Here is a 20,708-nt window from a genome sequence, read left to right on the forward strand (position 1 = left end):
TTTTTTAAATCTTTTTTTGTCTTAAAAATTAAAAACAGCTGTCTTTTTTGACAACTGTTATATGATACTATTTTCTTTTTTGTCTGTCAATAGTATTTACTATTATTTTTTTATTTTTTGTTTTTTCTATTTAAGTTTAGATAATTTCTTCCACTTTCTTATTTTTGTCCTAAAGGTCTTAAAGGGTGCCACAGTATTTACATGTATAAACTTATAGACTTCCCAGACTGCAGTTTTTGTTGCTCCATCAGCCCATTTTCTCATGTGTGGTCTAAATAGTTCTTCTTCAGTCATAGTATCTATAAGTTTCTGGATCTTATTTATATTTTCGTCTAATATGTTTTTAAGTTCTTCTAAGGACAAATGGGAATAAGTTTCATTAAACCATTCATATAATTTTCCAAGTTCATTCCATTTAAACTTATCCGATGGAGTTTTTACTTCCAAGCCTTTTTTCTCATCTTCTTCCCACTTTAACAAAAGGCTTGTCCATCCCACTTGGTAAGATAGATTTTCAGCAGGACTTCTATCTACTCCATCAAATTTTTGATCCTTTAACTTTTCATCAATATCACTAAATTCTTCAATATACTTTTTATAGGCTTTAGTGATTTCTTCTTTTAATTCTTCTTTACCTGTGTATTCTTTCATATTTATCCTTTATAGGTGTTCGTTATCTCTAATTAATTTTTTATTTCCGCAAATTCTTCTTGCGCTTCTTCTATATTCTTTTTCAAGTTAGGAAAGGCCTTTAATATTCTCTTTTCTTCTAGTCTTTCTCTTCTTTCTCTAAGCTCCTTAACTCTTTCTTCAAGTTCTATATATTCTGCTTTCTTCTTTAATTCTTCTTGTCTATTTTCTATTTGAACAGTTCTGTCGTAGACTCTAACTCCAATTCTGTCAGAAACTTTCTTTATATCTTTACTTATTTTATCTATTGCCCTAAATTCTTTGTTTAGTCCTATAAGTGTATTTACTGTTGCTATTACATCTATTAACATAACTATTGCTAGGACTATATCTATATATTTTAAAGCAGTCAATGGTATTAAATTTACTAAATCACTTATAAGTGGATGAACTGCTTCATATAATAAAAAGCAAAACATACCCCATATCACTGAAAATTCAAGACAGACATATCCACCTATATTTAGTTTCTTTTGAGAGTAATCCCACCATCTTTCGTGGAATATTTTTTCTAACAAGAATCCTGCAACTAGTTCTATCAAGGTTGCGATTAGCATTGAGCCAAAAAATAAAACAAATTTATTTTTTTCAGCTATATCTGTTAAGAAAATTATTACTGATATTGCTCCAAATCCATATATAGGACAGTAGGGACCAGCTAAAAATCCTCTATTTATAAATTTCCCCACAGTTACGGCATGATAAGCCACTTCTACCACCCAGCCTATGAAGGCGTAGATAAAGAAGTACATAAAAAACAACAAGTATTTTTCCATTTTTCCTCCACTTCTAAATTCTCATTAGTGCCTTGATTTTACTGATATATTTCTTAAATTATTTAGACTTTCAATTTTCTATTTTTAATTTTTTGTAATAAAAAATATGTTAGCCTTACTAACATATTATAAACTATTAATCTTTTATTTGACTGTATTTTTTTACAATTTCTCTTCTGCCACTTACATTTAATTTTTTGTAAAGGTCTGTGAGATTATTCTTTATAGTCTTTTCACTGACAAAAATTTCTCTGGAAATTTCTTTATTTGTCTTTCCCAAAATTATTTCCTCTAACAAGTACTTTTCTCTTTTGTTAAGAGTCTTTATCTTTTCAAATTTTTCGTTTCTTTCTCTCTTTACTTTTTTAAGTCTTTCTTCTATATATAGATATCCTCTCAATGTCTTATCTACAGCTTCTAGAACTTCTTCTTCTGATGCCCAAAAACTCAAAAAGGAACACTCTATTATCAGTGGAAGATTTTTTTCATCTACTAAAGCTATTTTATCTATGTTTAGTTCTTGATATTTTAAGTCTTCAAATATAAGAAGATCAAAATCCTTATCTTTATCTTCATAAAAATCAAGGACTTCATATCCCTCTAGGATATTCTGAAGTCCTCTTTTTATAATTTCACTTTTTGTCTCGAGAGCAATTTTTATCATTTTAAACTTTTTACACTTTCTCTTTCAAGAATTTCTGATGGAAGGACAAGATTTTCTGATAAATCACTTTCCTTTTTAGCAATTTTCTTTAAGATTTTTCTAATTGAAACTGCCCCAATATCGTAGTAAGGAACCTTAACTGTTGTAAGTTTTGGTCTATAAATATTTGAAATATATGATCCGCCAAAACCTGTAACAGAAATATCATCAGGTGTCTTGTAACCATTGTCCAATAAAATATTCATAAGATGAATAGCAAGAGTATCATAAGATGTAAAGACGGCTGTAATATTTTCTTTTTTCACAGTTTCAAGAATGTTAGCTTCTTCATCTTCTACATCACTTGCTTCTAAACCTTCAACAAAAAGATTTGTTTTCTTTAAACCAGCTTCTTCCATAGCCTTGTTGTATCCTTCGATTTTTTTCTTTTCAAAAGTTCTGTCGAAGTCTTTTCTTATAGCAAGAGAAGCAATATTTTTATGTCCCTTTTCTATTAAAAGCTTAACCATTTCGTAGGATGCTTTTTCATAGTCAATTTCTGTTGAGAATTTTTCAATTTCATAGAAATTAGAGATTATTACATAAGGAATCTTACTTTCTTCGAGTTTATATTCAAGTTTAGGATTATGTAAATTTGAAATTACAATTATACCCTCAACTTGTTTTTGTGCCAAAAGGTTGGCAAATTTCATTTCAGATTCAACATCACCATAGGAGCTTGATAGAAGTATGTCGTATTTGTACATTCTTCCAATTTCTTCTACTCCTCTAAGGATTTGAGAAATAAAATTAGATCCAATGTCTTCTACAATTACACCTATTAAATTTGATTTTTTTGTAACTAAACTTCTCGCTACTTCATTTGGTTTGTAGTCTAAAACGTCAATAGCGTGTAGGACTCTTCTTCGTGCCTCAGGGCTAACAGGTTTTGAGTCATTTATTACCCTTGATACTGTAGAAATGGACACATCTGCCATTTTTGCTACGTCTTTAATTGTAGATGCCATAGTTTCCTCCTTATGGTACTATTATTTTTAATTTATTTTCTAAAACTTTAAAAGTCATAGGAAGTGTTGAAGCCTTTTCTCCGTCCACATCTATCGTAAGTTCTTCATCACTAGATATTTTTATATTTTTTGTCTTTAAGTACATTACCTTGTTGTGATCCACATGTCGTCCGCCCATTAGAGATGTAAAAAGTTCTGGTACATCAGAAATCTTAATTCCCTTAAAAATTAAAACATCTAGATATCCATCTGAAATATCAGCTAAAGGTGCCATTCTCTTAAAACCACCAACTGAAGTTGAATTAGTAATTAAAAATAAAAGCCCTTCTACTGTCCCAGTAAATTCTTCACTTTCAACATAAAAATTTAAACTTTTTTGATATCTGAAAATTTTCTTTTCCAAAAGTTCTCTGGCGCCTTCAAGATAATATGCCATATCTCCTAGAGTTGCCTTTTTTTTCTGCAGGAACTGTGTATGCAATTTCTGTTAACATTCCACCAGCAGCAACATTTATAAAGGCTCTATCTCCAGCAAGCCCAAGATCAATTGTCTTAGTCTTATAATTTTTTATCATTTTATAAAAAGCATTTGCAGATGTTGGCAAACCTTGGGCATTTGCAAAATCATTTACAGTCCCACTTTGAAGAATTCCAAGTGGAGTATCCCTTCCTGAAAGATAGATTCCATTTACAACTTCATTTACTGTTCCATCTCCACCAGAACATATAATAAAGTCTTCGCCAGAATAATTATAGGCAAACCTAGTTCCATCACCCTCTTCATGGGTGAACAAGAGCTCAATTTCATACTTGTCCCTACTCATTAACTTTATAAGATCTAATATTTTGCCAAGCGCTGTCCCTCTACCTGAATTGGGATTAGCAATAATTTTAACTCTCTTCATCTTTTCCTCTGTCCTAATATAAAAATAAAAGGAGACGAAGCAATAACTCCGTCCCTAGATTATCTTAGAAAGACTTCTTTAACAGTCTTTGCAACTTCTCTTAAAATATAAAAATAGTCGATGGCGTTATTTGAACTAAGTGAAATAGTTTTTGCTGTATCAGAAATAACATCTGATATATTCATAACTGTATTTGACACTCTTAAAGAAGTATCATCGACTTGTCTTGTAATACCATTGACAGTGTCTGAAACAGTTCCAACTGTTGACACTAATCTTTCAACTTCTGGTTTTACATCATTTACAAGTTTTGTAGCATCAGTTGAAATTGAATTCACATTTGTAGAAATGTCCTTGGCATTATCCATAATTGTAGGGACAGTCTTTATAGTGTGATCAATTTCTCCTTGGTTTCTCTCAACAATTTCATTAACATTTTTTAAAACTTTAAATACATTAATAAGCACTAAAAACAGTGCCACTAGTGCAGCTATTCCAGCTACATAAAGTAAGAAACTAAGTAGGCCACCTATAGTAAATGCTTGATCTAACATACTATATACCTCCTATTCTTATTTTCTTTTTTCTTTTTCTACCTTATATTTTGTTTCTTCAACAGAATCTTTTACATTGTCAGCAGATTTTTTTGCTTCTCTTTTAACGTCTTTAGCGCCTTCTTTTACATCTTCTTTAACGTCTTCTGCAGTTTCTTTAACTTCATCTGTTGTATTCTTTACATCATATTTAATATCTTCAGCACCAGCTCTAACAACTTCTCCAATTGCTTTAGCTTTTGCCTTTGCTACTTCAACATCTTCGTCAAGTTCATATTTTTTAAGTGTAGCTTTATCTCTTAAATCAGCATAAGTTTTTTTAGCTTGTTCGCCAGCTTGGTAAGCCTTAAATTCAATAGTGTCTTTTGCGTCATTAGCTGCATTTAATGCTTGGTTAGCTGCTTCTTTAGACTTATTTGCAATTTCTTCACGAGTTTTTTTACCTTCTTGTGGTGCAAATAAAATACCACCTAGTGCTCCAAGAGCAAGTCCAGTACCAACTTTTGAAATTTCTCTAAGTCTTCTTCTTCTAACTGCTTGATTTCTTTTTTCTTCTAAATAATCGAATAATCCCATAATAATTCTCCTTTGTATTGTTTATTTTATAATATCTTACCCCACAATACTCAAATTAATCACATCATTTATGTATTTTTGAAATAAAATAAAAAATCTAAAATAATAATAGTAAAATCCGCAATGCCGACACCTAGTTAATTCACACCCGCCAGTTACCATGGTGGGTAAAAAAACTTGATAGCGTATTCTGACTTCCGCTCAAAGACGGCTTGTCATAGGACGCTTATACACAGTTTCCCGTGTGAAATTTGTCGGTTGAATTAAGTAGGCATTCTTCGCACATCGCAGAATTTACTTAATTAAATTATAACGCAATGAAAGTGCTTTTTCAATAAGTAGAGGGGAAAAATGAAAAATCCTTGGGAAGCTTTGCACAAATTTCTATCTCTTTATTATTTCTTGGAAGCTTGAATTTTAAAGAATAAGAATGAAGGGCCTGTCTATTTATTAAATCAGATTTAGATCCATAAAGACTATCTCCCAAAACCGGATGAGAAATGTGTGCCATGTGAACTCTTATTTGATGAGTCCTTCCAGTATGAAGAGTAAGAAGAAGAAGGCTCATATTTTCATATTCTTCTAAAACCTTATAAGATGTGAGAGATTTTTTTCCTATTACATAATTAACTTCTCTTTTTATACCATCTTCACTTGTTGCTATTGGTCCATCAATTGTGCCTTCTTTTTCATCAAGAATTCCTTCAACTATTGCAATATATTTTTTCTCAACATTTTTCTCGAATTCACTTGTCACTTTATCTTGAGCAAAAGCATTTTTGGCTACAAGGACAATTCCAGAGGTGTCTCTATCAAGTCTATTTATGAATCTCACTTTTCTTTTTATATCATTTTTTTCAAAATATCCCAACATATAATTGAGAAGGGTTCCCTCACTGTCGTCCTTTGCTGTATGAGTAACCATAAAGGGCTCCTTATTTACAAGAACAAGATCTTCATCTTCATATAAAATATCAAGATCTTTATATTCTACTTTACCATTGGGCTCTTCATCTTGAAATCTAAGGGATACAATATCATTTCTTTTTAAAACTTTATTTTTCTTATTTAGCCTAGAATTTAGATAAATATTTTCAGCTTTAACAGACTTTCTAATTAATCTTGAAGAAACTCCCTTTTCCTTTAAAAAGTCATTAACTTTTACTTTGTCAGCTGAATTTCCGCTGAATTTAAAATTTAAAAAGTCTTTGGAATTTAATCTATACATTTTACACCTCTAGTCAACGTGACTTTATTCGTTTATAATATAAATAATAGAGAAAAAAATCAAGGGGGTTTAACCTTGTCAAAAATTATAAATATTCTTACAAATGCAAATTATGAATCTAAAAAAACTGCCACAAATTTGCACAAAGTTTTAACTCAATATGGATACGAACCTTTCAACGGTTTTAAAAAAAATGCAGAACTCTCTATTTGCATAGGTGGTGACGGATCTTTTATAAAAGCCATTCACAAAAATGATTTTCCTGAAATGCCCTTTGTCGGCATCAATACAGGACATCTTGGTTTTTATCAAGAGATAAAGCCAGAGGAAATCGAAGAGTTCGTAAAAGATTACAAAAACGGAAACTACAAAGTTGACGATATAAAACTACTTAGATCTGACATTTATACCAAAAATAAGGTCTACAAATTTTATTCTGTAAATGAAGTTGTATTAAAAGCAGCACATTCAAAAACTATTCACATGAATGTTTTTATTGACAGAAATCATGTTGAAAAATTTTCTGGAGACGGCATCTTAGTTTCAACTCCATCGGGATCCACTGCCTACAACTTTTCTTCAGGAGGAGCGATAGTATATCCAAGTCTTCACGTCTTGCAGATGACTCCCATATCTCCAGTTAACTCTGCAGCCTACAGGTCTCTTGGTTCTTCAGTAATAGTGCCTGGAGCTCACACAATTTCCCTAGTCGTCGAAAAGAGATATAAGGATTCTAATCTGCTTTTAGTTGACGGCTCAGAATATTTTTTCAACAACTTGCACAGAGTAAATATTAGACTGTCAAACAAAACAATAAAAAAACTTGTCTTTTCAAATAATTCCTACTGGGATAATTTAAAAGACAAGTTCCTATAAGAAAAGTCCTAGTTCAAAACTTAGGACTTTTTATTTTTTTATTTATTTTTCTTTTTTATTGCTGCTTTTATAAAGCCATTAAATAGTGGATGAACTTTTGTTGGCCTTGACTTAAATTCTGGGTGGAATTGACATGCAAGGAAGAAGTCGCTGTCCTTTAATTCAATTATTTCAACAAGGTCCTTATCTTCATTAATGCCTGAGAATACAATACCAGCTGATCTAATCTTTCCTCTGAAGTCATTATTAAATTCATATCTATGTCTGTGTCTTTCCTTAATTTTTTCTTCTCCATAAAGATCATAAACAAGAGAATCTTTTTCTATAGTACAGTCATAATTTCCAAGTCTTAATGTTCCACCAACATTTTTTATATCCTTTTGATTTTCTAAAAGGTCAATTATTGGATAATTTGTATTTGGATTTATTTCTGTTGAGTTTGCATCTTTTAGACCAAGTTTGTTTCTAGCTATGTCAATAAGAGCAACTTGCATTCCATAACAAATTCCAAAATAAGGAATATTATTTTCACGAGCATATTTACTTGCCAATATCATTCCTTCAGTTCCACGAGAACCAAATCCACCTGGCACAATTATTCCATCAAGTCCTTCGAGAACTTTGTCATCTTTTTCAATATCCTCTGAATTTATCCACTCAATATTTACCTTGTAGCCATTTTCACATCCTGCATCAGTTAAAGCTTGAGTTACAGAAAGATATGCATCATGAAGACTGACATATTTGCCAACAAGACCAATAGTTATTTCGCCCTTTACGTCCTTAAATCTTTCCACCATTTCTTTCCACTTGCCTTTGGAAGCTGGTCTATCTTCTAAATCAAGTTCTTTTAAAATATAATCATCTAAGTGTTGATTGTGGAAAACTAGGGGAACTTCATATATAAGTTCAACATTTGTAGATTGAATTACTGCTTCTACTGGAACGTCGCAGAATAGAGAAATTTTTTCTCTTAAATCATCTGTAACAATGCCATTGGATCTTACTATTATTACATCTGTTTTTATTCCATTTGACATAAGTTCCTTAAAGGAGTGTTGAGTTGGTTTAGTCTTTAATTCATCTGAACCAGGAATATTTGGAACAAGAACTGTGTGAACAAATAATACATCAGATTTTTTGTTTTCTGAGTGAATTTGTCTTATTGCTTCTAAAAATGGAAGAGATTCGATATCACCTACTGTTCCACCAATTTCAGTTATTACAACATCTGCTCCTGATTCCTTTGCAGCTTTATAAACTGCATTTTTTATTTCGTTTGTTATGTGAGGAATTACTTGCACAGTTGCACCATCGTAGTCTCCTCTTCTTTCCTTGGCAATAACTGTTGAATATACTTTACCAGTTGTAATTGATGCTCCCTTAGTAAGTTCTTCGTCAATAAATCTCTCATAGTGACCAAGATCAAGGTCAGTTTCTGCTCCGTCCTTTGTAACAAAAACTTCTCCATGTTGGTAGGGACTCATTGTTCCTGGGTCAACATTTAGGTAAGGATCGAATTTTTGCATAAATACAGATAAACCTCTGTCCTTTAAAAGTCTTCCTATACTTGCTGCAGAAATTCCCTTTCCAATTCCTGAAACAACTCCACCTGTAACAAATATAAATTTAGTCATAGTTCCTCCTAGCTTAGTGAATTAAAAATATCTTCGTAAGACGGCAAAGTCATGTTCTTTCTTGAGATTAATTTTTCCATTTCATCTGCAATTTTTCTAGTAGCAAATAATTTTGTGGCAATATTTCTCTCAACATACTCTGCCTTTTTATAAATATCATCTATTTTATTTGAATGTTCAAGAAGAAGCTCTATTTCATCTTCTGATTCAAGTAAGTCTGTAATCATCTTATCTATTTTATCATACTTGGCACTTAGTTTTTCATTGTTTTTAAATTTTAAAATTTCTGAAATGTCTTTTAATTCAGCCATTCCCATGGGAATAATATCTTTATTTATCATAGATGACATGACTTTTGCCTCAAGATTATGATAATTTACAACTTCTTCAAGGTTAACATCATAAGACGCTTTAATTTCCTTTTCTGTGTAAATTCCTCTCTTGATAAAAATATCATTAAAATCAAAATCCCTTAGAGAAACTAAAGCATCAAAGTAAGTCTTGTGATTTGCAAGTCCCCTTCTCTTGGCTTCCTCTTTCCAATCCTCAGAATAATTATCTCCATCACAAATTATTCTGTCGTGATTTTTCATAACATTTCTTACAAGTTCAAGAGTTTTTTCTCTAAGTTTTAATTTATCATCTTGAAAATCTTTCAGACTTTCATAAAAATTTGAAAGAGAATCAGCCATGGCACAATTAAGAGCAATATTTAAATCTGAACCTGTCTTTGAAGAACCAAGCATTCTAAATTCAAACTTATTGCCAGTAAAAGCAACTGCTGCAGTTCTATTTCTGTCACTTGAATCCATAGGAACGCTTAAAAGATTGTAGCCCCTAAAAATATTGTTGTCTTCATTTTTGTATTCAATATCTTCTTTTATATCCATAAATAATTCTTCCAAGTCAGAACCTAAAAATAAAGAAATTATTGCCGGTGGAGCTTCATCTGCACCAAGCCTAAAATCATTAGAAGTTGAAGATGCGCTTACCCTAAGTAGACTTTGGTACTTGTCTGTGGCTTCAATAATTGCTGCAACAAATAATAAAAAGACATTGTTATTATAAGGTTCATCCCCTGGATCAAAAACATTTAATCCATAATTTGTGACAATAGAATAATTGTTGTGCTTACCTGATCCATTTACTCCATCAAAGGGTTTTTCATGAAATAGACATACCAAATTATTTTCTAAGGCAGTTTCCTTTAGAATATTCATGAGGAGTTGATTATCATCAATAGCAACATTTACATTTTCAAATAAAATTGCCATTTCAAATTGATTTGGGGCAACTTCATTGTGCTCTGCTTCAGAATAAATGCCTAGCTGGCAAAGTTTCTCATCAACATTTTTATAAAATTTTTCTACTCTTGCTGGTATTTGACCAAAGTAATGATCTGATAATTCTTGTCCCTTTGGTGACAAAGCTCCAACAATAGTCCTGCCTATATTTTTAAGGTCACTTCTCTTTTTACAAATTTCCTTATCAACTAAGAAAAATTCTTGTTCAAGACCAACCTTGACTCTCATCCTGTAAGCATACTCATCTTTTTCAAACAAGTTTACAATTTTTGTGCCTTCATCACTTAAAATTTTTGTAGAATCAATTAAGGGTCCTCTCTTGTCAAGTTTTTCTCCCTTATAGGACATAAAAATAGTGGGAATATAAAGAACATTTCCAATAATAAAAGAATTTGCTGTTAAGTCCCAATAAGTGTAACCTCTTGCTTCAAAAGTAGACCTCATTCCACCACTAGGAAAAGATGAAGCATCAGGTTCGCCCTTTACAAGTTCCTTGCCAGAAAATCTATTAATTGGTTCATTATCAGAAGTCCTAGACAAAAAAGCTTCATGTTTTTTTGCAGTGTGACCTGATAGGGGCAGGAACCAATGGGCAAAATGAGTCGCACCATTTTTCAGTGCCCAATCCTTCATGGCGTGGGCAATAGCGTCTGCCGTTTCTCTGTCCAGGTCTTTTTCATTCCTAAGGGCATCCTTCCACTTTAAGTAAATTGGATAGGGTAGTGATTCTTTCATCTTCTTCTTATTAAAACTTTTAATTCCAAATTCTTCTATCATACTTCCCCCTATTTAAAAATAAAAACAAAAAAATGGCAATTAATTAAAATTGCCATTATGAAAAACCTGTGGTTTCTTTTTATTTTATTTCAAATTAAGTTCTTTGTCAATAAAATATAATTAGTCAGAATCTCTCAAAAGTAGGACGTGAACATCAAACCACTGACCATGAATTGAAACTTTTACTTCGCCTCCAAGGATTTCTGCAAGGTTTTTTACTATGTTAAGTCCAAGACCTGACCCTTCAGAATGTCTTGATCTGTCTGCCTTTAAAAGTTCTTCAAAAAGTTCATCAGAATTCATGTTTAATTTTTCATCTACAATATTTTTTACATAAAATTCAATTGTAGATTCAGTTTCTATTACTCCTGCAAGGACTCTTGTGCCTGCTCTTGCATGTTTAGCTGCATTAGAAAATAAGTTTTCAACGATTCTTACAAATAAATTTACATCAGTATAAATTAGAATTTCATCATTTGCTGACTTATAAGAAAAATCCAAGTCCTTCTTTTTGAAAAGAGAGTCGTAATCTCCATAAATTTGCAGAATCATTTCATTTAATTCCACCAAAGATTTCTCCACAGAAAGATTTCCCGTACTAGTTTTTGATGCAAAGACTAAATCCACTATTAAATCCTTTAATCTTGTAGAATTTCTCTTTAAAATCTCCACAAACTTTTTTGCTTCGTCATCAAATTCATCTTTTTTAGACAAGAGATCTGCATAATTAATTATAGAAGTAAGGGGTGTTTTTAAATCGTGAGAAATATTGGTAATTAAATCTACCTTAAATCTTTCAGACCTAAAATTTTCCTCAAGTCTTATTCTGTCACGTCTTTTGAAATCTTCCATTAAGACAGTAATTTTATCTAGATATTCATTTTCAAAGGGTTTTGGAATTTCAAAATCATAACCATAGAGAATTGATTCCACAAGTTCAATAGATAGGGTATTTTGAGCAAACTGAACTTCCATAATAATAACTGCACGAAGAATTATAAAGAGAAGTACATTTAAGAGGATAATATCTCTTGTTATTAAACTATAAAAAAGTATGTATAAAATTATTAAAGTTACATTTAAGGTCCCAAAAAGTCTAAAATTTTTAAATCTTCTGTATTTATAGAGGTTGTAAGTAAAAATTGTATCTATAAGTTTTTTTCTTTTTATTTTTAAGAAAATAAATAAAATAGTCACAGACCAAGATAGAATAAAATACTTATTTAGGTTAAAAAGTTCAAAAATAATTACAGAGGATACAAAAATATTTTCCACAAAAACCCTATCAGTTAAATCTATTATTAGACTTTTTAAAAAATCCCAAAAATCTGATATCATCACTTTGCCTCAATCTTGTAACCCATGCCATAAACTGACTTTATAAGATCTGGCTTTCTTGGATTGATTTCAATTTTGTCACGCAAGTGAGAAATGTAAACAGAAATAATTTTCCTAACATCAATAGCTTCCTCTTCCCAAACTCTCTCATAAATTTCATTAGAAGAAAAAACTCTTCCAGGATTTTTTACAAGTAGATATAAAATTTTGTATTCATAGGGAGTTAAGCTAACTTTTTCGTCTTCAACATAAACTTCTTTTGATTCATCATAAATGCTAAGCCTTCCAATTTTTAAATCACCTTTTTTTATATCAGATGCTCCTAGAGAAAAATATCTCCTAATAAGAGAATTAACTCTTGCAGTGAGTTCTACTGCATTAAAAGGTTTTGTTATATAGTCATCTGCACCTACATTTAAGCCCACAATTTTATCTGTAACTTCACTTTTTGCTGAAAGTACAATAATTGGAATATTAGTAGTTTCTCTCATCTTCATAATCAGAGAAATCCCATCCATTACAGGCATCATTATGTCAATTATGGCAAGGTGGATTTCATTTTTTCCATTATTTCTAAAGCTTCCTGTCCATTTCCTGCAGTAAAAACTCTATAGCCTTCTGCCTTTAAATATATTTCTATTGCATTTAGAATATCTCTTTCGTCATCTGAGACTAATATGTTATAGTTCATAGTATCACCCTTATTTCTATTTTATCATTTAATTAATTGTTATCATATGACATTTAATATATAATACAAAAGAGGTGTTTAATGAAAGTTATAAATAATTTTATAGACAAAGCAAAAGACAATAAGGTCTTTACTTTTTTTGACAAACTAATATATAGGGTTTTAGACCATGACACACTCTCTTATGGAGGAAGCCTAACTTATTTTTTAGTTTTATCAATATTCCCCTTTTTGATTTCTTTAATTAATGCTATTAATTTTTCAGGAATCTTAGATCCGGAATATATTTATTCTCTCCTAAAGGTCTTGCCAAGTGAAATTCAAGAAATCGTCGGAAATTTTTTAAATGAACTTCACATGTCCTCTTCCGGCTCATTTTTCACTATATCCTTTGTGGCAGGTCTTTTTACTGCCTCAACAGCAGTTTTTAAGCTTATTAAAATAATAAACTCATCCTATGGATTTGATGAAAAAAGAGGCTTCGTAAAATTAAGACTAATTGCTCTTTTCTTTACATTCTCTCTTATAATAATGTTTTTTATGCTAATATTTACACAAATTTTTGGCGAAATTATTTATCAAAATGTAATGAATTATTTGGGCATAGGAAATAATTATTTTGACAAAATTTGGAGAATAGCAAAAAATGCCATACCTCTTATTTATATGTTGGTAACTTTTATGCTTTTGTATAAATTTTCTCCCTCAAATAGTAGAGAAAATATGGTGACTTTTAAGGGAGTTCTTCCTGGAGCTATTTTTTCCACACTGGGACTTATTATAGTTTCTATTGTATTTGGATTTTATGTATCAAACTTTGGAAAATACTCCATAACTTACGGATCCCTTGGAGGTATTATAGTTTTTCTTATTTGGATATATTTATTGTCAATAATTATCTTAATTGGTGCAGAGATAAATGCAACTCTTTATTCCATGAAAAACTTTAAGAGTTTAAGCCTTTGGCCAAGACACGATTCAATCTTTAAAAATCTACAAATCTAAGCAATTTCTGTGGCTGCAATTAGTGCAGTCACTTTTTTTATGCCAGCCTTTTTCGCCATTTTTGTCAGTTCAGCAATAGTTGCCCCAGTGGTTATGACATCATCAACTATAATTATTTCTTTTGGAGATGATTTTACGACAAAAGCATCTTTTAAGTTATCTTCACGTTCTAATTTCTCAAGACCCACTTGAAATTTTGTATCCACTACTTTTTGAAAAACATCTATGCAGTCTAAATCCAAAGACTTTGCTATTTTTCTAGCCAAAATCTCTGACTGATTGTATCCTCTTTCCCTCTCTTTTTTCCTGTGCATGGGAACAAAGCTTATGACTTCTTTATTTAAATTTTTTTCCTAGAATTTTTTCAAGCATTATTTCTGAAATTATTTCTCCATAAGAAAGCTTGCCCTTAAATTTAAAATCTATTATTAATCTTCTCATAAGACCAGAATAAGTTGATGCAACTATTAAATCATCAAGTCCATCAATATCATAATAATAGTGAGGATCTTTATTTATTAAATTCATACACTCATCACACAAGCCATATTCTTCAGTTACTCTTCCGCAAAGAGGACAGCTAATTTCTCTTAATTTCATTTTGTTCCCTCAACTTCTTAGAAAGATTAGAATATCTTTTTACTGTCCTGTTGTTTTCAATCATCTTAACTAGATAATCACTTATTCCCACGAGTACAACTGCCTTTGATGCCCTGGTTATAGCTGTGTAAATTAAATTTCTGGTAAGTAGCATTGGTGCTGCCCTGTATACTGGAATTACAACTACAGGAAATTCACTTCCCTGTGACTTGTGTATTGTCATGGCATAAGCAAGTGCAAGCTCGTCTAAGTTGTCTTTTGAATATTCCACACTTCTTGCATCGTCAAAAATAACAGTGACTTTTTTATTTTCTTTATCAATTTTTGAAATATAGCCTAAATCACCATTAAATACACCTTTTTGCTTGTCTTCATAAAATTCATTTTCAAGTTTTGATTCCAATTCATAATTATTTTTTGTCTGAAGAACTCTATCTCCAAGCTTAAATTTTTTCCCAAGAAATTCTATATATTCTTGACTTTCATTTAAATGATCTTGAAGAACCTCATTTAAATTAATAGTCCCAAGTCTTCCCTTTTTAGTAGGTGTTAAAACTTGAACATCAGAAGTCGAAACATTAAAATAATTTGGCAACCTAGTTTTTACAAGGTCCTTTATAATCCCAAGACCCTTTACCTCTCCTCTTTCGGAAATCATAAAAAAGTCGCCAACATTTAAAATAGGCATATCTCCCTTATTTATTAAGTGAGCATTTTTTACTATCATTGACTCTTCGGATTGCCTAAAAATTTCTTCAAGATTTACCGATTCTATAACTCCAGAATCTAAAATATCAGCAAGGACATTTCCTGCTCCTACAGATGGAAGTTGGTCTTTATCTCCTACTAAAATTAATCTTGTGGGACTTTCTATTGATTTTAAGAGAGTTTCCATCAAAATAATATCCACCATAGAAACTTCATCTAAAATCAAGACATCACAATCAAGCTCTTCAAGGCTTGAAAAAGCAATATTTTCTCCAAATCCAATTTCCAAAAGTTTGTGAATTGTAAAGGCTTCTCTTCCAGTTTGCTCCTTCATTCTCTTTGCTGCTCTTCCTGTTGGTGCAGCCAATTTTATTTCTTTATCCATGGACTCAAAAATATCAATTAACACTTTTAGAGTTGTTGTCTTTCCAGTTCCTGGTCCACCAGTTATAACAAAGACTCCCTTATTTATTGCATCTTTTACAGCTTTTCTTTGAGTTTTTGACAGCTTAATATTTCTAAATTTTTCAGTGTCTTTAATTTTTTTATCTATATCAATTTCTTCATCAATTTCTTCCTCAAAGGAAATGTTTAAATCATTTAACTTACCAGCAACATAATTTTCTGCAGCAAGAAACCTAGCTATATAGCAGTTGTAATTGTCCCCATCTCTTTCAACAAAAAAATTTTTCTCCAAAGTTAAAGTTCTTGCAATATCAGCTGTGTCATCAAAACTTGTTCCAAGAATTTTTTCTCCAACTCTAATTAACTTTTCTAGAGGAAGATAAGTGTGACCATCTCTATTTGCAAGCATTAGGGCATATTTTAATCCTGCAAGCTTTCTAAAATCAGAATCTTTTTCAATTCCAATGGACTCAGCAATTTCATCTGCCTTCTTAAATCCAAGACCTCTCACTCTTCCAATTAAATCGTAGGGGTTTTTCATGACTATATCTATGGATTCGTCTCCATATTCTTTATAAATTTTTAAAATAACTGAAGCTGGCAAATTATATTTTGAAAAGTGAAGAAAAATCTTTCTCATTGCATACTGCTTGTCCAAGGCTTCTTTTATATCCTTGTATTTTTTTCTTCCAATTCCCTTAATTGATAAAAGTTTTTCTGGATGATTTTCTATTACATCTAGAGTTTCGTCTTTAAACTCATCGACGATTCTCTCTGCCATTTTTTCTCCCACATGAGGGATCATTGCACTTGAAAGGTAAGAAATAATAGCAGCTTCTCCCTCTGGCAAAACTTCTTCCAATTCTGTAAAGGCAAATTGTTCGCCATACTTATTGTGATATGTAAAATCTCCAGTAAATTTGTATTTTAAATTTTCCTTAAAGATTGTGGCAGAGCCCACTATTACAAGGTCTCCATCTGTCGAATTTATTTTTGCAACAGTGTAGCCATTTTCTTCATTTCTAAAAATAATTCTTTCCACAATGCCTTCAAGAATAATCAATTAAAACACCTCTTAATAATTGTACCAAGTAATTGAATTTTTATACAGAAATATTTCTCTAGACCTTTAAATTGCAATAAAAAAGAGGCCCCTGGGACCCCTTTCTCAATAAAAATCTTCGTCAGATTCTTTGTTTTGTCTTTGATACTCTTCTGTATAATTTTCGTAATCGTCACTGTAAGTATCCTTAAACTTTTCTCCATAACTTTCATCAATACTTCTTCCATAAGGTTCATTTGGAATTATGATGGCAAGGGCAATATAAGCCCAAATGCTAAGTCCACCTGGCACAATTAATAGAAAAGTTATAATTCTTACAATAGTAGAGTCTATACCAAAGTATTCTGCAATACCGCCACAAACTCCAGCTAAAATTCTGTCATCTCTAGATCTGTAAAGCTTTTTCATATTACACTTCCTTTATAATTTGTGGTAAATCTATTTATAATAATTTACCCAAGGAGAGGTCTTTTATTCAAAGTTCAAAAGAAGTTCTCCACTTTCAACCATGTCGCCTTCTCTTACTGTGATGTCTTTAACTTTTCCAGCTATATTTGCAACAATATTTGTTTCCATCTTCATGGCTTCTGCAATAAATAAGCTGTCTCCCTTTTTGACTTCATCGCCTTCAGCAACAAGAACTTTTACGATTTTTCCTGGAATAGATGATCCAACTTCTTTTTCATTCTTTGGATCAGCATAAATTTTTTCTTCTGCAAATTTGTCTGCAGCTTTTACAGTTTCGTCCTTTATGTTTAAAGTTCTTCTTGATCCATTTATTTCGAAAGTTAGATTTCTAGTACCATCTTCCAAAAGTTTTCCAATTTCAATTAGACTTACGATTAAAGTTTTTCCTTCTTCTAGAGAAATTTCTGTGGATTCACCTTCCATTAAACCGTGGAAGAAAACATCAGATCCAATTCTTGTGACTTCTCCATTTTCTTTTATATAGTCAATGTAGTCATCAAAAACTTTTGGATAAAGAGCTGAAGAAATTATATCTTCTTCACTAGGATCTATCCCCTTTTCTTCTAAGTGTTTTTTAATTGCATCAAAATCTTCATCTTCTAGAAGTTCACCAGGTCTTTTTGTAATTGGCTTTTCTCCCTTTAAAATCATATCTTGGAGATCTTTTGGGAATCCTCCATAAGGTTGACCCATCATTCCCTTAAAGTAAGTCATTACAGAATCTGGATAGTCTAAATTTTTTCCCTTTTCTAGGATGTTTTCTGGAGTAAGTTCATTTTGAACCATGAAGATTGCAAAGTCACCAACCATTTTTGAAGATGGCGTTACTTTTACTATATCTCCCACCATTTCGTTGACACGCTTGTACATTTCCTTTACATCCTTAAATTTGTGACCAAGTCCAAAACTTTCAACTTGTGGTTTTAAGTTTGAATATTGTCCACCAGGAATTTCATATTTATAAATTTCTGTAGTTCCAGATTTTAAATCAGATTCAAAATTTGCATAAACTGGTCTTACTGCAGCCCAATATTTTGAAATATCTTCTGCCTTATCAAGGTCTAATTCTGTATCCCTTTCAGTATTTTTAAGAGCAGCTACAACAGAGTTTAGGGCAGGTTGTGAAGTAAGTCCACTCATGGAATTAACTGCAGTGTCAACTATATCAACACCAGCTTCTGTAGCTTGCAAGATTGTGGCAACACCATTGCCAGTTGTATCGTGAGTGTGAAGGTGAATTGGAAGACCAACTTCTTCTTTTAAGTTCTTAATTAATTTTTTAGCTGCATAAGGTTTTAATAAACCAGACATATCCTTTATTCCAAGAATTTGTGCACCAGTTTTTTCAAGTTCTTTTGCAAAATCAACATAATATTTTATAGAATACTTATCTCTATATTCATCTAAAATATCTCCAGTATAACACATTGTTGCTTCAGCAATTTTTCCATTTTCAAGAACTTGATCTATGGAAAGTTTCATTCCATCTAGCCAATTTAGCGAATCAAAAACTCTAAATAAATCCACTCCATTTTTTGCAGATTCTTTAATAAATTTAACTACAACATTGTCTGGATAATTTTTATAACCAACTGTATTATTGCCACGAATCAACATTTGCAAAAGCATATTTGGCATTTTTTCACGCAATATCTTTAGTCTTTCCCATGGATCTTCGTGAAGGAATCTGTAAGCAACATCAAAAGTTGCTCCACCCCACATTTCAACAGAGAATAATTTATCCATGTTGTAGTTTAGTGCTTCAGCAATTTTAACAAGATCAATTGTCCTCATTCTTGTAGCCATAAGTGATTGATGAGCATCACGCATAGTTGTATCTGTCAATAAAAGTTTTTTCTTCATTTAAAATATGATCCTTTATTCCGTCAGGTCCAAGTTCATCAAATATTTGCTTATATCCTTTAAATTCTTTCTTTTCAAAAGATGGAACTTGTGGAACATCAAAGTTCTTTTCAAGAGCCTTGGAGTCATTTACAACTCTATCGCCAATAATCTTCATAAGTCTTAATTCTTTATCCTTAGAAGATTTTATTTCAAATAATTCTGGATGTTCTTCTATAAAACCAGTATCGCAAGTTCCCTCTTCAAATTCCTTGGTATTTAAAACATTTAGTAAGAAACCTATATTAGTTTTAACTCCACCTACTTTTAATTCAGAAAGAGATCTCTTTGCCTTTCTTATAGTGTCCTTCCAAGTTCTTGCTTCAGTTATAACTTTTACAAGAAGTGAATCATAATAAGGAGAAATTACTGCTCCTGTAAATCCATTTCCACCGTCAAGTCTAACACCAAAACCTGAAGATGATCTGTATAAGTTAATTTGTCCTGTGTCAGGCATAAAATTATTTAGAGGATCTTCTGTAGTCACACGACATTGGATGGCAAATCCTCTGTGATCAATTGCATCTTGTCCACTGATGCCAATTTCTTCACTATCAAGTCTATAACCCATGGCAACAAGGATTTGTGACTGAACTATATCAATATCTGTCACCATTTCTGTTACAGTGTGTTCAACTTGAACCCTTGGGTTTACTTCAATGAAATAGTGATCGCCCTTAGAATCTACTAAAAATTCAACAGTACCAGCATTGGAATATCCAATAGATCTTGCGATCTTTAGTGCATCTTGGCAAATTTCTTCTCTAAGTTCCACAGGTAGAGAAAAAGCCGGAGTGTATTCTATAACTTTTTGATGACGTCTTTGGATTGAACAGTCCCTTTCATAAAGGTGAACAATATTTCCAAATTCATCTCCCAAAATTTGTACTTCAATGTGTTTTGGCTTGTGAAGATATTTTTCAATAAACATTGAATCATCTCCAAAAGCTTTTTTTGCTTCATTTTTTGCAGATTGGAATTTTTCCAAAAGTTCATTTTCACTTTCAGCAATTCTCATTCCTCTTCCGCCACCACCTGCAGCTGCCTTAATCATTACAGGATAGCCACAAGATTTTGCAAATAAAAGAGCTTCTTCTTCATTTCTAATTGGTTTTTCAATACCTGGAATAGTGGCAACACCAGCTTCTTTTGCCACAATTTTAGAAGTTATTTTATCTCCAAGTTTTTCCATAACTTCTGATTTTGGTCCAATAAAGGTAATTCCTTCTTCTTCACATTTTCTGGCAAATTCAGGATTTTCAGACAAAAATCCATAACCAGGGTGAATTGCGTCTACACCTTTTTTCTTAGCAAGCTTTATAATTTCATCAATATCTAGATAAGCATCTAAAGGTGATTTTCCTTTGCCAATTAAATAAGATTCATCAGCTTTAGTCCTAAAAAGTGCGAGTCTATCTTCTTCAGAATAAATAGCAACTGAGCGAATCCCCATTTCTCTTGCTGCTCTAAATATTCTAATTGCAATTTCTCCACGATTTGCTACTAAAATTCTTTTGAACTTCTTCATAATTTC

General features: G+C 31.6%; 18 protein-coding genes, 1 other RNA gene and 2 pseudogenes. 2 read left to right on the top strand and 19 right to left on the bottom strand.

What is annotated here, in order from left to right; all coding sequences use genetic code 11:
- Nucleotides 1-126: 126 nt before the first annotated feature.
- The 10 genes from HGPT_RS06725 to HGPT_RS06760 form a co-directional block, all read right to left on the bottom strand.
- Nucleotides 127-651 (bottom strand): ClbS/DfsB family four-helix bundle protein, encoded by a 525-nt coding sequence (locus tag HGPT_RS06725; protein WP_019139079.1) that lies wholly within the window; start codon nucleotides 649-651, stop codon nucleotides 127-129.
- A 32-nt stretch (nucleotides 652-683) separates the two neighbouring features.
- Nucleotides 684-1,466, bottom strand: coding sequence for a putative ABC transporter permease (locus HGPT_RS06730; protein WP_019139080.1), 783 nt, complete (start codon nucleotides 1,464-1,466; stop codon nucleotides 684-686).
- 136 nt (nucleotides 1,467-1,602) lie between these two features.
- Nucleotides 1,603-2,130: a LuxR C-terminal-related transcriptional regulator gene (locus HGPT_RS06735; protein ID WP_019139081.1), complete on the bottom strand. Its 528-nt coding sequence runs from the start codon at nucleotides 2,128-2,130 to the stop codon at nucleotides 1,603-1,605.
- The gene (locus tag HGPT_RS06740) at nucleotides 2,127-3,137 is read right to left on the bottom strand and encodes a LacI family DNA-binding transcriptional regulator (protein ID WP_019139082.1); all 1,011 of its coding nucleotides are present in this window, start codon (nucleotides 3,135-3,137) and stop codon (nucleotides 2,127-2,129) included. Before HGPT_RS06740 ends, HGPT_RS06735 begins: the two co-directional genes overlap by 4 nt.
- A 10-nt stretch (nucleotides 3,138-3,147) precedes the next feature.
- On the bottom strand, nucleotides 3,148-3,573 hold the full coding sequence (locus HGPT_RS10095) for a diacylglycerol/lipid kinase family protein (RefSeq protein WP_245544175.1): 426 nt from the start codon (nucleotides 3,571-3,573) through the stop codon (nucleotides 3,148-3,150).
- The gene (locus tag HGPT_RS10100) at nucleotides 3,557-4,042 is read right to left on the bottom strand and encodes a diacylglycerol/lipid kinase family protein (protein WP_245544176.1); all 486 of its coding nucleotides are present in this window, start codon (nucleotides 4,040-4,042) and stop codon (nucleotides 3,557-3,559) included. Before HGPT_RS10100 ends, HGPT_RS10095 begins: the two co-directional genes overlap by 17 nt.
- Before the next feature lie 59 nt (nucleotides 4,043-4,101).
- Nucleotides 4,102-4,596 carry a hypothetical protein gene (locus tag HGPT_RS06750; RefSeq protein WP_019139083.1) on the bottom strand — a complete coding sequence of 165 codons (495 nt, stop codon included), beginning with the start codon at nucleotides 4,594-4,596 and terminating at the stop codon, nucleotides 4,102-4,104.
- Nucleotides 4,597-4,614: 18 nt separating this feature from the next.
- The gene (locus HGPT_RS06755) at nucleotides 4,615-5,172 is read right to left on the bottom strand and encodes a YtxH domain-containing protein (RefSeq protein ID WP_019139084.1); all 558 of its coding nucleotides are present in this window, start codon (nucleotides 5,170-5,172) and stop codon (nucleotides 4,615-4,617) included.
- 111 nt (nucleotides 5,173-5,283) lie between these two features.
- Nucleotides 5,284-5,469, bottom strand: a non-coding RNA gene (gene ssrS / locus HGPT_RS08915) — 6S RNA.
- Between the two features lie 34 nt (nucleotides 5,470-5,503).
- Entirely contained in the window at nucleotides 5,504-6,400 is an 897-nt protein-coding gene (locus HGPT_RS06760) for an RluA family pseudouridine synthase (RefSeq protein WP_019139085.1), read from the bottom strand.
- A 75-nt stretch (nucleotides 6,401-6,475) separates the two neighbouring features.
- On the opposite strand from HGPT_RS06760, the gene HGPT_RS06765 reads away from it, so the two are divergent.
- The gene (locus HGPT_RS06765; RefSeq protein WP_019139086.1) at nucleotides 6,476-7,276 is read left to right on the top strand and encodes an NAD(+)/NADH kinase; all 801 of its coding nucleotides are present in this window, start codon (nucleotides 6,476-6,478) and stop codon (nucleotides 7,274-7,276) included.
- Between the two features lie 38 nt (nucleotides 7,277-7,314).
- Here the strand turns inward: HGPT_RS06765 and HGPT_RS06770 are convergent, their stop codons facing one another.
- From HGPT_RS06770 to HGPT_RS06785, 4 genes and pseudogenes are all read right to left on the bottom strand, one after another.
- A complete protein-coding gene (locus HGPT_RS06770) occupies nucleotides 7,315-8,913 on the bottom strand; it encodes a CTP synthase (protein ID WP_019139087.1) in 1,599 nt (532 codons plus the stop codon).
- Between the two features lie 8 nt (nucleotides 8,914-8,921).
- Nucleotides 8,922-10,994 (bottom strand): glutamine synthetase III domain-containing protein, encoded by a 2,073-nt coding sequence (locus HGPT_RS06775; RefSeq protein ID WP_019139088.1) that lies wholly within the window; start codon nucleotides 10,992-10,994, stop codon nucleotides 8,922-8,924.
- Nucleotides 10,995-11,114: 120 nt separating this feature from the next.
- Nucleotides 11,115-12,332: a sensor histidine kinase gene (locus HGPT_RS06780; protein ID WP_019139089.1), complete on the bottom strand. Its 1,218-nt coding sequence runs from the start codon at nucleotides 12,330-12,332 to the stop codon at nucleotides 11,115-11,117.
- A pseudogene (locus tag HGPT_RS06785) lies at nucleotides 12,332-13,023 on the bottom strand (response regulator transcription factor). The gene HGPT_RS06780 and the pseudogene HGPT_RS06785 overlap by 1 nt, the downstream one beginning before the upstream one ends.
- Before the next feature lie 81 nt (nucleotides 13,024-13,104).
- On the opposite strand from HGPT_RS06785, the gene HGPT_RS06790 reads away from it, so the two are divergent.
- Entirely contained in the window at nucleotides 13,105-14,028 is a 924-nt protein-coding gene (locus HGPT_RS06790) for a YihY/virulence factor BrkB family protein (protein WP_019139090.1), read from the top strand.
- On the opposite strand, the gene HGPT_RS10105 is transcribed toward HGPT_RS06790, so the two are convergent.
- The 5 genes and pseudogenes from HGPT_RS10105 to HGPT_RS06810 all read right to left on the bottom strand — a co-directional run bounded on the left by HGPT_RS10105 (nucleotide 14,025) and on the right by HGPT_RS06810 (nucleotide 20,702).
- Nucleotides 14,025-14,342, bottom strand: a complete 318-nt coding sequence (locus tag HGPT_RS10105; RefSeq protein ID WP_019139091.1) for a ComF family protein — start codon at nucleotides 14,340-14,342, stop codon at nucleotides 14,025-14,027. The genes HGPT_RS06790 and HGPT_RS10105 overlap by 4 nt on opposite strands.
- A 22-nt stretch (nucleotides 14,343-14,364) precedes the next feature.
- Nucleotides 14,365-14,628: a hypothetical protein gene (locus HGPT_RS10110; RefSeq protein ID WP_019139092.1), complete on the bottom strand. Its 264-nt coding sequence runs from the start codon at nucleotides 14,626-14,628 to the stop codon at nucleotides 14,365-14,367.
- Nucleotides 14,609-16,804 (bottom strand): SF1B family DNA helicase RecD2, encoded by a 2,196-nt coding sequence (gene recD2, locus HGPT_RS06800; RefSeq protein WP_019139093.1) that lies wholly within the window; start codon nucleotides 16,802-16,804, stop codon nucleotides 14,609-14,611. Before recD2 ends, HGPT_RS10110 begins: the two co-directional genes overlap by 20 nt.
- Before the next feature lie 105 nt (nucleotides 16,805-16,909).
- Nucleotides 16,910-17,212, bottom strand: a complete 303-nt coding sequence (locus HGPT_RS06805) for a PspC domain-containing protein (RefSeq protein WP_019139094.1) — start codon at nucleotides 17,210-17,212, stop codon at nucleotides 16,910-16,912.
- A 63-nt stretch (nucleotides 17,213-17,275) separates the two neighbouring features.
- A pseudogene (locus HGPT_RS06810) lies at nucleotides 17,276-20,702 on the bottom strand (pyruvate carboxylase).
- Between the last annotated feature and the right edge of the window lie 6 nt (nucleotides 20,703-20,708).

The organism is Peptoniphilus timonensis JC401 (genome assembly GCF_000312025.1).
Lineage (GTDB): Bacteria > Bacillota > Clostridia > Tissierellales > Peptoniphilaceae > Peptoniphilus_A > Peptoniphilus_A timonensis.

Coding starts and splice junctions, on each gene's coding strand:
- HGPT_RS06735 (WP_019139081.1), bottom strand. CDS start 2,130: ATGATAAAAATTGCTCTCGAGACAAAAAGTGAAATTATAAAAAGAGGA.
- HGPT_RS06790 (WP_019139090.1), top strand. CDS start 13,105: ATGAAAGTTATAAATAATTTTATAGACAAAGCAAAAGACAATAAGGTC.
- HGPT_RS10095 (WP_245544175.1), bottom strand. CDS start 3,573: ATGGCATATTATCTTGAAGGCGCCAGAGAACTTTTGGAAAAGAAAATT.
- HGPT_RS06730 (WP_019139080.1), bottom strand. CDS start 1,466: ATGGAAAAATACTTGTTGTTTTTTATGTACTTCTTTATCTACGCCTTC.
- HGPT_RS06805 (WP_019139094.1), bottom strand. CDS start 17,212: ATGAAAAAGCTTTACAGATCTAGAGATGACAGAATTTTAGCTGGAGTT.
- HGPT_RS06725 (WP_019139079.1), bottom strand. CDS start 651: ATGAAAGAATACACAGGTAAAGAAGAATTAAAAGAAGAAATCACTAAA.
- HGPT_RS06740 (WP_019139082.1), bottom strand. CDS start 3,137: ATGGCATCTACAATTAAAGACGTAGCAAAAATGGCAGATGTGTCCATT.
- HGPT_RS06775 (WP_019139088.1), bottom strand. CDS start 10,994: ATGATAGAAGAATTTGGAATTAAAAGTTTTAATAAGAAGAAGATGAAA.
- HGPT_RS06770 (WP_019139087.1), bottom strand. CDS start 8,913: ATGACTAAATTTATATTTGTTACAGGTGGAGTTGTTTCAGGAATTGGA.
- HGPT_RS10100 (WP_245544176.1), bottom strand. CDS start 4,042: ATGAAGAGAGTTAAAATTATTGCTAATCCCAATTCAGGTAGAGGGACA.
- HGPT_RS06755 (WP_019139084.1), bottom strand. CDS start 5,172: ATGGGATTATTCGATTATTTAGAAGAAAAAAGAAATCAAGCAGTTAGA.
- HGPT_RS06780 (WP_019139089.1), bottom strand. CDS start 12,332: ATGATATCAGATTTTTGGGATTTTTTAAAAAGTCTAATAATAGATTTA.
- HGPT_RS06760 (WP_019139085.1), bottom strand. CDS start 6,400: ATGTATAGATTAAATTCCAAAGACTTTTTAAATTTTAAATTCAGCGGA.
- HGPT_RS10110 (WP_019139092.1), bottom strand. CDS start 14,628: ATGAAATTAAGAGAAATTAGCTGTCCTCTTTGCGGAAGAGTAACTGAA.
- HGPT_RS10105 (WP_019139091.1), bottom strand. CDS start 14,342: ATGCACAGGAAAAAAGAGAGGGAAAGAGGATACAATCAGTCAGAGATT.
- HGPT_RS06750 (WP_019139083.1), bottom strand. CDS start 4,596: ATGTTAGATCAAGCATTTACTATAGGTGGCCTACTTAGTTTCTTACTT.